Below are 13722 nucleotides of genomic sequence, written 5' to 3' on the forward strand. Positions count from 1 at the left end.
AGCACGATAGTTCAGCTTTATTCCGCGCTGTGGTTACAACGGGAAGCGTTGCACACGATCGGACTCATGCCATAGCAAAGGCAGGATATCGCTCAGGGCTTGCGGGTCGGCACTGCTCCAGAAGCGTGCCGCCTGCGCCGGCCCGTCGGCCAGCAGATCGCGAGCGGCCAGCAAACGGTGCAACTGTCGCGCAACCGCGGCGCCAGTGTCGATGATCGCAACGTCCGCCGGCACCATTTCAGCCAGCAGCGGGCGTAGGAAGGGATAATGGGTGCACCCCAGAATCAGCGTATCGCAGCCCGCGTCCAACAGCGGCTGTACGTAGCCCAGCAGCAACTGGCGCAGCTGCGCACTGCCAAGGTCGCCGGTTTCGATCCGCTCGACCAGTCCCGGGCACGGCTGGGTGACAACCTGCACGTCATTGGCAAAGCGGTCCAGCAAGGCGGCGAACTTGGCACTTTGCAGCGTGCCGGTGGTGGCCAGAACACCGACCACCCCGGAGCGAGTCGCCGCCGCAGCCGGTTTTACCGCAGGCTCCATGCCCACCAGCGGCCAATCCGGGTAGCGCTCACGCAGGTCGGCCACCGCCGCCACCGTGGCGGTATTGCACGCCAGGACCATGGCCTTGGCCCCTTGTGCGTGGAAGAACTCGGCAATGTGCCTGCAGCGTTCACGGATGTACTCCGCCGATTTCTCACCGTAGGGCACATGGCCGCAATCGGCCACGTACAACAGCGACTCGCCAGGCAGCAGGCGCTGGATTTCGGCGAGCACCGACAATCCGCCGACCCCCGAATCCATCACGCCGACCGGCGCCGAGCGTTCAGCCATGCCGGTTACCACACACGGCACAAGCCGGGTCGCGCTTGACCCGCAGCTCGCGCATGCGCGTGCCCAGTGCGTCGATCAACAGCAAGCGCCCCACCAGCGGCTCGCCGAAACCAGCCAGCAGTTTCATCGCCTCAAGGGCCTGCAAGCTGCCCACCAGCCCGACCAGCGGCCCGATGACGCCGGCCTCGCTGCAGGTCAGCTCGGCCTCGCTGCCATGGCCATACAGGCAGTGGTAGCAAGGGCTGTTGTCGCGGCGCGGGTCGAACACCGAAAGCTGCCCTTCCAGGCGAATGGCCGCACCGCTGACCAACGGCTTGCAGGCGGCCACACAGGCCGCGTTGACGGCTTCGCGGGTGGCGAAGTTGTCCGAGCAGTCCAGCACCAGGTCAACCGCCGCCACCGCCGCAGCCAGGGAGTCCTCGTCCAGTGCATGGCGATGGGCAACCAGGTTCACTTCGGGGTTGATCGCCTGCAGACGCTGGATCGCCGAGTCCACCTTGCTCATGCCGACGCTGGTGCTGTCGTGGATCACCTGCCGTTGCAGGTTGGTCAGGTCTACGGTGTCGAAGTCCGCCAGGTGCAGTTCGCCCACGCCTGCCGCCGCCAGGTACAGTGCGACCGGCGAGCCGAGGCCGCCGAGGCCGACGATCAGCGCCTTGCTGCGCTTGAGCCGCAGTTGGCCATCGATATCGACTTGGGCCAGCAGCACCTGCCGGCTATAACGCAACAGTTCCTGGTCACTCAACATGGCAGACGTCCCATTGTGATGCGTTCGTGGCCGCCCAGGTCCTTGCGGCTGGCGACCTCGGTAAAGCCCCGGGCAGTCAGCAACGCCTGCACCGAAGTCGCTTGATCATAACCGTGCTCGAGCAACAGCCAACCACCCGGCAGCAAGTGCTCCGGCGCCTGGTCGACGATTATCCGCAGATCATCCAGGCCATCGGGCCCCGCCACCAGGGCGCTGCTCGGTTCGAAGCGCACGTCGCCCTCCGCCAGGTGCGGGTCCTCGGCGGCGATGTAGGGCGGGTTGCTCAGGATGAGGTCGAAGCGTTGCCCCGCCAGGCTGTCGAACCAATGGCTGGCCATCACCTTCACGTTATCGAGACCCAGGCGCTGGCGATTGCGCTCGGCAAGGGCCACTGCCTCGTCGACACGGTCCACCGCCGTCACCTGCCAGGCCGGGCAGTCGCTGGCCAGCGCCAGGGCGATGGCACCGGTACCGGTACCCAGGTCGAGCACCCTGGCTGGCGAGGCTGGCTGCAGCTGGAGGGCTGTTTCTACCAGCAGCTCGGTATCGGGACGCGGAATCAGGGTGTGTGGCGCGACCTCCAGGTCGATCTTCCAGAAGCCCTGCTGCCCGAGGATATAGGCCACCGGTTCTCCGGCGCGACGGCGCTCGAGGTAACTGGCGAAGACGTCCGCCGCCTCGCTGCTGACGATCCGCTCGGGCCAGGTGTGCAGGTAGCTGCGCGACTTACCGATGGCCGCGGCCAGCAACAGTTCGGCATCCAGTCGCTCAGTGGGCGAATCCGGCAGCTGCGCGTTGCGCAGCAAGCTGGCGATGATGGTCATTATTCCCCCAGGGCAGCCAATTGATCGGCCTGGTACTCGGCCAGCAACGGCTCGATCACGGCCTCCACGCCACCGGCGAGGATGTCGTCGAGGGAATAGAGAGTCAGGTTGATACGGTGATCGGTCACCCGGCCCTGTGGATAATTGTAGGTACGGATACGCTCGGAGCGGTCACCCGAGCCGACCAACAGCTTGCGCTCGCTGGCGATGGCGTTTTGGGCGGCACTGGTCTGCATGTCATTGAGCTTGGCTGACAACCAGGACATGGCCCGCGCACGGTTCTTGTGCTGCGAACGCTCCTCCTGGCACTCGACCACGATACCGGTCGGCAAGTGGGTGATGCGGATTGCCGAGTCGGTCTTGTTGACGTGCTGGCCGCCAGCACCCGAAGCACGGTAGGTGTCGACCCGCAAGTCAGCGGGGTTGATCTCGATGGCCACTTGCTCGTCGGGCTCAGGCAACACCGCCACCGTGCATGCGGAGGTATGGATGCGGCCCTGGGACTCGGTTTCCGGCACTCGCTGCACGCGGTGCGCGCCAGACTCGAACTTCAGCTTGCCGTAGACATTGTCGCCTTCGACACGCGCGATGATCTCTTTATAGCCGCCATGCTCGCCCTCGTTCTCCGAGAGGATCTCAAGGCGCCAGCCGCGCCGCTCGGCATAGCGTGAATACATGCGGAACAGGTCACCGGAAAAGATCGCCGCCTCATCACCGCCGGTACCTGCGCGAATCTCCAGGAACACGTTGCGACCGTCGTTGGGGTCCTTGGGCAGCAGCATGCGCTGCAGTTGCGACTCCAGGCCCACCAGTTGCTCCTTGGCCTCCCGCACCTCCTCCACCGCCATTTCGCGTAGGTCGGGGTCGGCATCCTTGAGCAGGGCCTGGGCGCCTTCGAGGTCGTCCTGAACCTTGCGCCACTCTTTATAGGCAGCGATCACCGGCTCGACTTCGGCGTATTCACGGGAATAGGCGCGGAATCGGGTCTGGTCGGAAATGACTTCGGCGTCACCGAGCAGGGCGGTGAGTTCCTCGAAGCGGTCCTGGAGCGTGTCCAGTTTGTTCAGCAGCGACGCTTTCATTGCGGGGTTTTGTCCGTCGAGCCCTCGTTGAGGGCAAAGAGTTCCTGGGCCATGGCCAGCGCATCGAGGCGGCCCTCGGCCGAGAGCTTTTTCAGTTGCACGCTGGGCGCATGCAGGAGTTTGTTGGTCAGCCCCCGGGCCAGTTGGGCCAGTACATCTTCGGGGTTGCCGCCGTTGGCCAGCAGTCGCTGGGCCTTTTGCAGTTCTTCGTCGCGCAGGCGCTCGCTTTGCTGGCGATAGGCACGCAGCACATCAACCGCCGCCAGCTCGCGCAGGCGCGCCATGAAGTCCTCGGCGCCCACCGAGACCAGCTCTTCGGCAGCCTGCGCCGCACCCTGGCGGCTCTTGAGGTTTTCGGCGACCACTTCGTGCAGGTCATCGACCGTGTACAAGTACACGTCATCGAGCTCACCGACTTCAGGCTCGATGTCTCGCGGCACGGCGATATCGACCATGAAGATCGGCTTGTGCCGACGTTGTTTCAGCGCGCTTTCCACCGCGCCTTTGCCGAGGATCGGCAACTGACTGGCAGTGGAGCTGATGACGATGTCGCTGTTGGCCAGTTCCTGCGGAATGTCCGCCAGCAGCACGGCATGGGCACCGAACTGTTCGGCCAGGATACTGGCCCGCTCCAGGGTCCGGTTGGCAACCACGATCCGGCGCACGCCTTGCTCGTGGAGGTGACGGGCGACCAGGGTAATGGTCTCGCCCGCACCGATCAGCAGGGCCTGGCTGCGGCCCAGGTCGCTGAAGATCTGCCGCGCCAGGCTGACGGCGGCGAAGGCAACCGACACCGGGTTCTCGCCGATCGCGGTATCGGTCCGTACCTGCTTGGCGGCGCTGAAGGTCGCCTGGAACAAGCGCCCGAGCAGCGGTCCGATGGTGCCGGCCTCGCGGGCCACGGCGTAGGCCGACTTCATCTGGCCGAGGATCTGCGGCTCGCCGAGCACCAGCGAGTCCAGTCCGGAGGCCACCCGCATCATATGCTTCACGGCATCGTGCTCTTCATGGATGTAGGCGCTGGCGCGCAGCTCATCCAGGCTCAGCCGGTGATAGTCGGCCAGCCACTTCAGGACGGCATCGGCGGACAGGTGGTCCTGCTCTATATAGAGCTCGCTACGGTTGCAGGTCGACAGAATCGCCGCTTCGCGGCTGGCGGTCAGTCGACAGAGCTGCTGCAGGGCGTCTACCAGCTGCTCTGGGGTAAACGCCACGCGCTCGCGTACGTCTACCGAGGCAGTCTTATGGTTGATACCAAGTGCAAGAAAGGCCATGCAAGGTCGCTGGTTGTGACGAGAAGCCGATAATTGTCCTCTTTCACAGGTTTTAGAACAACCACCGTTCGCTATTGTCCCAACAATCCCAGGCTATCCCTGTAAACCACGACCTTCGCCGGTGGGTTTGCCCCCGCGCTTGTGTCATCATGCTCCGACCGCCGGTTAGTCCTTCTAAGCCTCATTTATGAACAGACCCTACGCATTGCTGCTTGCCTTCGCCCTGCTCCAGGGCTGCCAGAACCTGGCCCCGCAACAAGCCGAACCGCCCGTCGCCGAGGCGGGCAAAGCCGCGGCCGACAAGCCCGTGGTGTATGGGTCATTCAAACAGGACACGCTCTACAGCCTGTTGGTCGCGGAGCTGGCCGGCCAGCGCAATCGCTTCGACATCGCCCTGGCCAACTACACCGACCAGGCGCAGAAGACCCAGGACCCAGGCGTGTCCGAGCGTGCCTACCGCATCGCCGAATACCTCGGTGCCGACGAGCCGGCCCTGGACAACGCGCTCATCTGGGCCCGCAACGACCCGCAGAACCTCGACGCCCAGCGCGCCGCTGCCGTCCAGTTGGCAGGCGCCGGCCGCTATGACGAATCCATGGCCTACATGGAAAAGGTGCTTCAGGGCCAGGGTGACACCCACTTCGACTTCCTCGCCCTGTCGGCCGCCGAAACCGATCAAGGTACCCGCGACGGCCTGTTGCAGAGTTTCGAACGGCTGCTGGTCAAATACCCGGACAACAGCCAGTTGGTCTTCGGCAAGGCCCTGCTGCTGAACCAGGACGGCAAGCCCCAGCAAGCCCTCGACCTGCTGGAGGAACACCCGCCACAAAACGGCGAAGTGGCGCCGATCCTGCTGCGCGCCCGCCTGCTCCAGGCCCTCGACCGCGGCCCCGAGGCGCTGCCGCTGCTGCGCGGCGCCATCCGCGACAACCCGGACGACAAGCGCCTGCGCCTGACGTACGCCCGGACCTTGGTCGAGCAGGACCGCATCGCCGACGCCAAGGGTGAATTCCTCGGCCTGGTCCAGCAGTACCCGGAAGATGACGAGCTGCGTTACTCCCTGGCACTGGTTTGCATGGAGAACAAGGACTGGGATGAAGCCGAAAGCTACCTGCAGGAGCTGATCGAGCGCGACAGCAACGTCGATGCCGCCCACCTCAACCTGGGCCGCATCCGCGAGGAACGCAACGACCCCGAGGGTGCCTTGCGCGAATACGCCCTGGTCGGCACTGGCCCCGATTACCTGCCAGCGCAACTTCGCCAGGCCGACATCCTGATCGCCAACGGTCGCGGCACCGAGGCCTCGCGCCTGCTCGCCGAGGCCCGCGAAGCCCAGCCGGACCTCGCGGTCCAGCTGTTCCTGGTCGAGTCGGAGAGCTACAGCAACAACAACAAGGACGCCCAGGCCAACCAGGTGCTGCAGCAAGCCATCAAGCGCTTCCCGGACGACCTTAATCTCCTTTACACCCGCGCCATGCTGGCCGAAAAGCGCGACGACCTGACGCAAATGGAACAAGACCTGCGCGCCATCATCGCCCGCCAGCCGGAAAACGCCATGGCGCTGAACGCGCTCGGCTATACCCTGGCCGATCGAACCACCCGCTACACCGAAGCCAAGGCGCTGATCGACAAGGCCCACCAGCTCACCCCGGACGACCCGGCGGTGCTCGACAGCCTGGGCTGGGTCGCCTACCGCCTGGGCAACCTCGACGAAGCCGAGCGCTACCTGCGCCAGGCCTTCGAGCGCTTCCCCGACCATGAAGTCGCCGCCCACCTGGGCGAAGTGCTGTGGGCCAACGGCAAGCGTCGTGAGGCCCGCCAGGTCTGGGCCAAGGCCTTCGAGGCCCAACCCGACAGCCCTATCCTGCGCAAGACCGTCTTGCGCCTGACCGGATCCGAGACTCTTTAACGCCATGTTCCTGCGCCATTGCATTACCTTTTCCCTGATCGCCCTGCTTGCCGGCTGCGCCGGCTTCGGATCCCGCGAAGCCCTGCATGGCCAAGGCAACCCACAACAGTGGCGAGCCCACAAAGAACAGCTGAGCACCCTGGACGGCTGGCAGATCAACGGCAAGGTCGGTATTCGCGCCCCCCGCGACTCCGGCAGCGGCACCTTGTTCTGGCTGCAGCGCCAGGATTACTACGACATCCGTCTGGCCGGGCCGCTTGGCCGTGGCGCCGCACGCCTGACCGGCCGCCCTGGCGGCGTGGTGCTGGAAGTCGCCAACCAGGGCCGCTTCGAGGCCAACAGCCCCGAAGCCCTGCTCGAAGAACAACTGGGCTGGCAATTGCCCGTTTCGCACCTGGTGTGGTGGGTGCGCGGACTGCCGGCCCCGGACAGCAAGAGCCAGCTCACCCTGGATGACGACAGCCGCCTGGCCAGCCTGAACCAGGATGGCTGGCAGGTGCAGTACCTGAGCTACACCCAGCAGAACGGCTACTGGCTGCCCGAGCGCATGAAACTGCATGGCGAAAACCTGGACGTGACCCTGGTGGTCAAGGACTGGCAGCCACGCCAGCTGGGGCACTGAAACCATGCAAAAGCTCACCCTGCCCGCGCCGGCCAAGCTCAACCTGTGGCTGCATATCATCGGTCGTCGCCCGGACGGCTACCACGAACTGGAAACCGTGTTCCAGTTCCTCGAACACGCTGACGAGCTGAGCTTCGCCCTGCGTGACGACGGCCAGGTCCGCCTGCACACCGAGATCGACTCGGTGCCACATGACAGCAACCTGATCGTGCGCGCCGCCCGTAAACTGCAGGAGCAGTCTGGCACCCACCTGGGCGCCGACATCTGGTTGACCAAGGTTTTACCCATGGGCGGTGGAATCGGTGGCGGCAGTTCCGATGCCGCGACCACCCTGCTGGCCCTGGACCACTTGTGGCAGCTGGGCTGGGATGAAGACCGACTGGCGAGCCTGGGCCTGTCCCTGGGCGCCGATGTACCCGTATTCGTTCGCGGTCATGCAGCTTTCGCCCAAGGTGTCGGCGAGCAGCTGACCCCGGTCGACCCCGAAGAGCCCTGGTACGTCGTACTGGTGCCGCAAGTCTCTGTCAGTACTGTAGAAATTTTTTCGCATCCACAGTTGACACGTGATTCCCTCCCCCTTAAGATGCGCCCCGTTCCCGAGGGAAACAGTCGAAATGACTGCCAACCGGTGGTAGAGCAGAGTTACCCAGAAGTTCGCAATGCGTTGAATTCATTGGGTAAATTCACTGAAGCTCGACTGACCGGCACTGGAAGTTGTGTGTTTGGGGCCTTCCCAAGCAAAGCCGAAGCTGATAAAGTTCTGGCCCTTCTTTCAGAGACCCAAACAGGGTTTGTGGCGAAAGGAAGCAATGTTTCGATGTTGCATCGCAAGCTGCAAAGTCTGATCAAGAAGTCGAGTGCCTAGCGCTCGCAGCAACAGATACAGGGGCGTCGCCAAGCGGTAAGGCAGCAGGTTTTGATCCTGCCATGCGTTGGTTCGAATCCAGCCGCCCCTGCCATTTTCCTTATACTCATCCAGGTTACCCTCAGCCTTCAGGTACTGCGCGTGTCCAAGATGATGGTCTTTACGGGGAATGCCAACCCCGATCTGGCTCGGCGTGTCGTACGTCAGCTGCACATTCCACTGGGTGATGTTTCTGTCGGCAAATTCTCCGACGGCGAAATCAGTGCTGAGATCAATGAAAACGTTCGCGGTAAGGACGTCTTCATCATCCAGCCAACCTGTGCCCCAACCAATGACAACCTGATGGAACTGGTCGTGATGGCTGATGCCTTCCGCCGCTCCTCAGCGTCGCGAATCACCGCCGTGATTCCTTACTTCGGATACGCCCGCCAGGACCGCCGTCCGCGTTCGGCACGTGTAGCCATCAGCGCCAAAGTCGTCGCTGACATGCTCACTGTCGTGGGTATCGACCGTGTTCTCACCGTCGACCTGCACGCTGACCAGATCCAGGGTTTCTTCGATATCCCCGTCGACAACATCTACGGCTCGCCCGTACTGGTCGACGACATCGAAGACCAGCGTTTCGAGAACCTGATGATCGTTTCCCCGGACATCGGTGGTGTCGTGCGCGCACGTGCCGTCGCCAAGTCCCTGGGTGTCGATCTGGGTATCATCGACAAGCGCCGCGAGAAGGCTAACCACTCCGAGGTCATGCACATCATCGGCGACGTCGAAGGGCGCACCTGCATCCTGGTAGACGATATGGTCGACACCGCCGGCACTCTGTGCCACGCGGCCAAGGCCCTGAAAGAACACGGCGCTGCCAAGGTTTACGCCTACTGCACGCACCCTGTCCTGTCGGGCCGCGCGATCGAGAACATCGAGAAGTCGGTACTGGACGAGCTGGTGGTGACCAACACCGTTCCGCTGTCCGCCGCTGCTCAAGCCTGTGACCGTATCCGCCAGTTGGATATCGCACCGGTTGTCGCTGAAGCGGTACGCCGCATCAGCAACGAAGAATCGATCAGTGCGATGTTCCGCTAAGCGGAACACCTGCTGACGAAAAGCGCCCCGCCCCAACACCTGTTGTTGGGGCGGGGCTTTTTTGCCATCCCCGTTGGCGCTGGTCGCAAACGCCCTCGGGAGGCTATTTTGGAGATACAAAATGACTGACTTCATCCTGAACGCCCAAGCGCGTACTGACCTGGGGAAAGGTGCGAGCCGCCGCCTGCGTCACTCCGCCAACATCCCTGCCGTTGTCTACGGTGGCGATAAAGAAGCCCAATCCCTGACCATCCTGGCCAAGGAAATCACCAAGCTGTTCGAAAACGAAGCTGCCTTCAGCCACGTTATCGAACTGAACGTCGACGGCGCCAAGCAGAACGTCGTGGTCAAGGCCATGCAGCGCCACCCGGCCAAAGGCTTCATCATGCACGCCGACTTCGTTCGCGTCGTTGCAGGCCAGAAGCTGACCGCCAAAGTGCCGGTTCACTTCATCAACGAAGAAGCCCCGGTCAAGAAAGGCGGCGAAATCTCCCACGTAGTGGCCGAGGTTGAAGTTTCCTGCGAAGCCAAGGACCTGCCTGAGTTCATCGAAGTCGACCTGGCCAAGGCTGAAATCGGCACCATCATCCACCTGTCGGACCTGAAAGCTCCGAAAGGCGTAGAGTTCGTCGCTCTGGCCCACGGTGATGACAAAGCTGTTGCCAACGTTCACGCTCCGCGCGTTGCTCCAGAAGCTGAAGGCGCTGCCGAGTAATCCACTCGCGCGCCGGTGTTGACCGGGTTACAGTGCCCCGCGCCCTGTAACCCACCAACTCCAAGGAAGAGCCCCTGACGTGACCGCCATCCAGTTGATCGTTGGCCTGGGTAACCCCGGCCCCGAATACGAACAGACCCGGCATAACGCAGGGGCTCTTTTCGTTGAACGCCTTGCCAGCGCCCAGCGCGTGTCGCTGACCGCTGACAAAAAATATTTCGGCCTGACGGCTAAGTTCAGCCATCAGGGTCACGACGTTCGTCTGCTGATCCCCACCACCTACATGAACCGCAGCGGCCAGTCCGTGGCGGCATTGGCCAATTTCTTCCGCATCAAGCCGGAGGCCATTCTGGTGGCGCATGACGAACTCGACCTGCCTCCGGGCGTTGCCAAGCTCAAGCGCGGCGGCGGCCATGGAGGGCACAACGGCCTGCGCGACATCATCGCGCAGCTCGGCAACCAGAACGACTTCCACCGCCTGCGGCTTGGCATCGGCCACCCGGGCGACGCCAAACTGGTCTCCAACTTCGTCCTGGGCCGCGCGCCGCGCGCCGAGCAGGAGAAGCTCGACGCCAGCATCGATTTTGCCCTCGGCGTGATGCCGGACGTGCTCGCTGGCGACTTCGCCAAGGCGATGCGCGAACTGCACAGCCAGAAGGCCTGATTTCCTAGAGAGGGGAACACCCATGGGTTTCAATTGCGGCATCGTCGGCCTGCCCAACGTCGGCAAGTCCACCCTGTTCAACGCCCTGACCAAGTCCGGCATCGCGGCGGAGAACTTCCCTTTCTGCACCATCGAGCCGAACAGCGGCATCGTGCCGATGCCTGATGGGCGCCTGAACGCGCTGGCGGAAATCGTCAAGCCGAACCGCATCCTGCCGACCACCATGGAATTCGTCGACATCGCCGGCCTGGTGGCGGGCGCATCCAAAGGTGAAGGCCTGGGCAACAAGTTCCTGGCCAACATCCGCGAAACCGACGCAATCGCCCACGTGGTGCGCTGCTTCGAAGACGAGAACGTGATTCACGTCTCCAACAGCGTCGACCCCAAGCGCGACATCGAGATCATTGACCTCGAACTGATCTTCGCCGACCTCGACAGCTGCGAAAAGCAACTGCAGAAGGTTGCCCGTAACGCCAAAGGTGGCGACAAGGAAGCCCTGGCACAGAAGGCCATCCTTGAGCAGCTCATTCCGCACTTCACCGAAGGCAAGCCTGCGCGCAGCCTGATGAAGAACATGAGCGCCGAAGACAAGGCCGTGATCCGTGGCTTCCACCTGCTGACCAGCAAGCCAGTCATGTACATCGCCAACGTTGCCGAAGACGGCTTCGAAAACAACCCGCACCTGGACGTGGTCAAGGCCATCGCCGAGGAAGAAGGCGCGGTCGTGGTGCCGGTGTGCAACAAGATCGAGGCGGAAATCGCCGAGCTGGATGAAGGCGAAGAGAAGGACATGTTCCTCGAGGCCCTAGGCCTGGAAGAGCCTGGCCTAAACCGCGTGATCCGTGCCGGTTACCAGTTGCTGAACCTGCAGACCTACTTCACCGCCGGCGTGCAGGAAGTACGTGCCTGGACCGTACGCGTCGGCGCTACCGCGCCTCAGGCCGCTGGCGTGATCCACACCGACTTCGAAAAAGGCTTCATCCGCGCTGAAGTTGTCGCCTACGACGACTTCATCCAATTCAAGGGTGAAAGCGGCGCCAAGGAAGCCGGTAAATGGCGTCTGGAAGGCAAGGACTACATCGTCAAGGACGGTGACGTGATGCACTTCCGCTTCAACGTCTGAGACCAGGCCAGTCGCGATACGAAAACCCCTTGGGCAGCAATGCCCAAGGGGTTTTCTTTTGCCCGCTGGGCAGCCGTGAGCCCTTCCTGGCCCCGGTAAGCCAATTCCCAAGCTGATGTGACCTCAAGCAGCGGGTTGCAAGTTCGCAAATGTCTTGCATCCTTGAGGTTGATGGGGGCGCGCTAGTGCTGTAGAGCCCCCCACTTCCCGGAGCCTGCACCATGGAAAAATCGCCTCGCGCCTCCCGCTTCGACTGGCAACGCTGGCTCCCCGGTCTGGCCACCCTGCTCCACTACCAACCCACCTGGCTCCCCAGGGACCTCGCCGCGGGCCTGGTCCTGACCACCATGCTGGTCCCCGTGGGGATCGCCTACGCCGAAGCCTCCGGGGTACCGGGCATCTACGGCCTGTATGCCACCATCGTCCCGCTGTTGGCGTACGCCCTGTTCGGCCCCAGCCGCATTCTGGTGCTCGGCCCGGACTCGGCACTGGCGGCCCCCATCCTCGCCGTGGTGGTGCAATACGCCGCCAGCGACCCACAACGGGCTATCGCCATCGCCAGCATGATGGCCCTGGTGGCCGGTGCGTTCTGCATGGTCGCCGGCCTGCTGCGGCTGGGCTTCATCACCGAACTGCTGTCCAAACCAATCCGCTATGGCTATATGAACGGCATTGCCCTAACGGTGTTGATCAGCCAGCTACCCAAGCTGTTCGGCCTTTCGTTCGACAGCCAGGGCCCTTTGCGCGATCTCTGGCAACTGGCCCAGGCCTTGTTCGCCGGCCAAGGCCATTGGCCAAGCTTCGCGGTGGGTGGCGCCAGCCTGGCGTTGATCGTGTTGCTCAAACCCTACAAACGTCTCCCCGGCATCCTCATCGCGGTGGTGCTGGCCACCGTGGCCGTGAGCGTGCTGAACCTGGACCAGCAGGGCGTGAAGGTGCTCGGCGAGCTGCCCCAGGGCCTGCCCAGTTTCACCTTTCCATGGCTGAGCGACATTGACCTGGTGGAGGTGCTACTGGGCGGCATCGCCGTGGCACTGGTGTCCTTCGCTGACACCAGCGTGCTGTCGCGCACCTACGCCGCTCGCTTGAAGGCTCCGGTGAACCCGAACCAGGAAATGTTCGGCCTGGGCGTGGCCAATCTGGCGTCCGGGTTGTTCCAGGGCATCCCCATCAGCAGCAGCTCGTCACGCACCCCAGTCGCCGAAGCTGCTGGCTCCAAGACCCAACTGACCGGCATCATCGGCGCGCTGGCAGTCACGCTCCTGTTGCTGGTGGCGCCCAACCTGATGCGCTATCTGCCCAACAGCGCCCTGGCGGCAGTGGTGATCGCCGCCGCGCTGGGGCTGTTCGAGTTCGCCGACCTCAAGCGCATCTTCCGTATGCAGCAATGGGAGTTCTGGTTGTCGTTCACCTGCTTCGTCGGCGTGGCGGTGTTCGGCGCCATTCCTGGCATCGGCATCGCGGTGGTGATCTCGGTGATCGAATTTCTCTGGGACGGCTGGCGTCCGCATTTCGCCGTGCTGGGCCGTGTGAATGGCACCCGCGGTTACCACGACATCGAGCGCCACCCGCACGCACGACGGATTCCGGGGCTGGTGCTGCTGCGTTGGGATGCTCCGCTGTTCTTCGCCAATGCCGAGCAGTTCCATAACACCGTAATGGCAGCGATCGACGAGTCGCCGACCCCGGTACAACGCCTGGTGGTGGCCGCCGAGCCTGTGACCAGCATCGACATCACCTCCGCTGACATGCTCGCCGAACTGGACCGCATCCTTGAATCCCGTGGCGTTGAGCTGCAATTTGCCGAGATGAAAGACCCGGTCAAGGACAAGATGAAGCGCTTCGAGCTGTTCCATTGCATTGGTGCGCAGGCCTTTCATCCCACGGTAGGCGCCGCCGTGGATGCCTACCTGAAGGATACCGGCGTCGACTGGCAGCCCTAGGGTCTACATGAAACGTCTTGAGACGAACGTCAGGCCCCG

General features: G+C 63.3%; 13 protein-coding genes and 1 tRNA gene. 9 read left to right on the forward strand and 5 right to left on the reverse strand.

Going from position 1 to position 13722, the window contains the following annotated elements:
- Nucleotides 1-33: 33 nt before the first annotated feature.
- From murI to hemA, 5 genes are read right to left on the reverse strand one after another with little or no spacing between them, the layout of a single operon-like run.
- Nucleotides 34-831: a glutamate racemase gene (murI, locus tag P3R38_RS21025; protein ID WP_023382351.1), complete on the reverse strand. Its 798-nt coding sequence runs from the start codon at nt 829-831 to the stop codon at nt 34-36.
- The gene (locus P3R38_RS21030) at nt 824-1579 is read right to left on the reverse strand and encodes a molybdopterin-synthase adenylyltransferase MoeB (RefSeq protein WP_023382352.1); all 756 of its coding nucleotides are present in this window, start codon (nt 1577-1579) and stop codon (nt 824-826) included. The genes murI and P3R38_RS21030 overlap by 8 nt, the downstream gene beginning before the upstream one ends.
- Entirely contained in the window at nt 1573-2403 is an 831-nt protein-coding gene (gene prmC, locus P3R38_RS21035; RefSeq protein WP_027907460.1) for a peptide chain release factor N(5)-glutamine methyltransferase, read from the reverse strand. The genes P3R38_RS21030 and prmC overlap by 7 nt, the downstream gene beginning before the upstream one ends.
- Nucleotides 2403-3485, reverse strand: a complete 1083-nt coding sequence (prfA, locus tag P3R38_RS21040; RefSeq protein WP_023382354.1) for a peptide chain release factor 1 — start codon at nt 3483-3485, stop codon at nt 2403-2405. The genes prmC and prfA overlap by 1 nt, the downstream gene beginning before the upstream one ends.
- Entirely contained in the window at nt 3482-4759 is a 1278-nt protein-coding gene (gene hemA, locus P3R38_RS21045; protein WP_023382355.1) for a glutamyl-tRNA reductase, read from the reverse strand. The genes prfA and hemA overlap by 4 nt, the downstream gene beginning before the upstream one ends.
- A gap of 187 nt (nt 4760-4946) precedes the next feature.
- Here hemA and P3R38_RS21050 point away from each other — a divergent pair, with 187 nt between their 5' ends.
- The 9 genes from P3R38_RS21050 (at nt 4947) to sulP (ending at nt 13683) form a co-directional block, all read left to right on the forward strand.
- A complete protein-coding gene (locus P3R38_RS21050; RefSeq protein WP_023382356.1) occupies nt 4947-6668 on the forward strand; it encodes a tetratricopeptide repeat protein in 1722 nt (573 codons plus the stop codon).
- A gap of 4 nt (nt 6669-6672) precedes the next feature.
- On the forward strand, nt 6673-7290 hold the full coding sequence (gene lolB, locus P3R38_RS21055) for a lipoprotein insertase outer membrane protein LolB (RefSeq protein ID WP_023382357.1): 618 nt from the start codon (nt 6673-6675) through the stop codon (nt 7288-7290).
- Between the two features lie 4 nt (nt 7291-7294).
- Nucleotides 7295-8155, forward strand: a complete 861-nt coding sequence (gene ispE / locus P3R38_RS21060) for a 4-(cytidine 5'-diphospho)-2-C-methyl-D-erythritol kinase (RefSeq protein WP_202675631.1) — start codon at nt 7295-7297, stop codon at nt 8153-8155.
- A 19-nt stretch (nt 8156-8174) separates the two neighbouring features.
- Nucleotides 8175-8249: transfer RNA gene (locus P3R38_RS21065), tRNA-Gln, on the forward strand.
- 47 nt (nt 8250-8296) lie between these two features.
- Nucleotides 8297-9238, forward strand: a complete 942-nt coding sequence (locus P3R38_RS21070) for a ribose-phosphate pyrophosphokinase (RefSeq protein ID WP_016391678.1) — start codon at nt 8297-8299, stop codon at nt 9236-9238.
- Nucleotides 9239-9359: 121 nt separating this feature from the next.
- Nucleotides 9360-9953: a 50S ribosomal protein L25/general stress protein Ctc gene (locus P3R38_RS21075; RefSeq protein ID WP_023382359.1), complete on the forward strand. Its 594-nt coding sequence runs from the start codon at nt 9360-9362 to the stop codon at nt 9951-9953.
- Between the two features lie 79 nt (nt 9954-10032).
- Entirely contained in the window at nt 10033-10617 is a 585-nt protein-coding gene (pth, locus tag P3R38_RS21080; RefSeq protein ID WP_023382360.1) for an aminoacyl-tRNA hydrolase, read from the forward strand.
- 22 nt (nt 10618-10639) lie between these two features.
- Complete coding sequence (gene ychF, locus P3R38_RS21085) at nt 10640-11740, forward strand: redox-regulated ATPase YchF (protein ID WP_277686572.1); 1101 nt, start codon at nt 10640-10642, stop codon at nt 11738-11740.
- A 221-nt stretch (nt 11741-11961) separates the two neighbouring features.
- Complete coding sequence (gene sulP, locus P3R38_RS21090; RefSeq protein WP_277686573.1) at nt 11962-13683, forward strand: sulfate permease; 1722 nt, start codon at nt 11962-11964, stop codon at nt 13681-13683.
- Nucleotides 13684-13722 lie beyond the last annotated feature (39 nt).

It is taken from the genome of Pseudomonas sp. NyZ480 (assembly GCF_029537255.1).
Classification (GTDB): Bacteria; Pseudomonadota; Gammaproteobacteria; order Pseudomonadales; family Pseudomonadaceae; genus Aquipseudomonas; species Aquipseudomonas taiwanensis.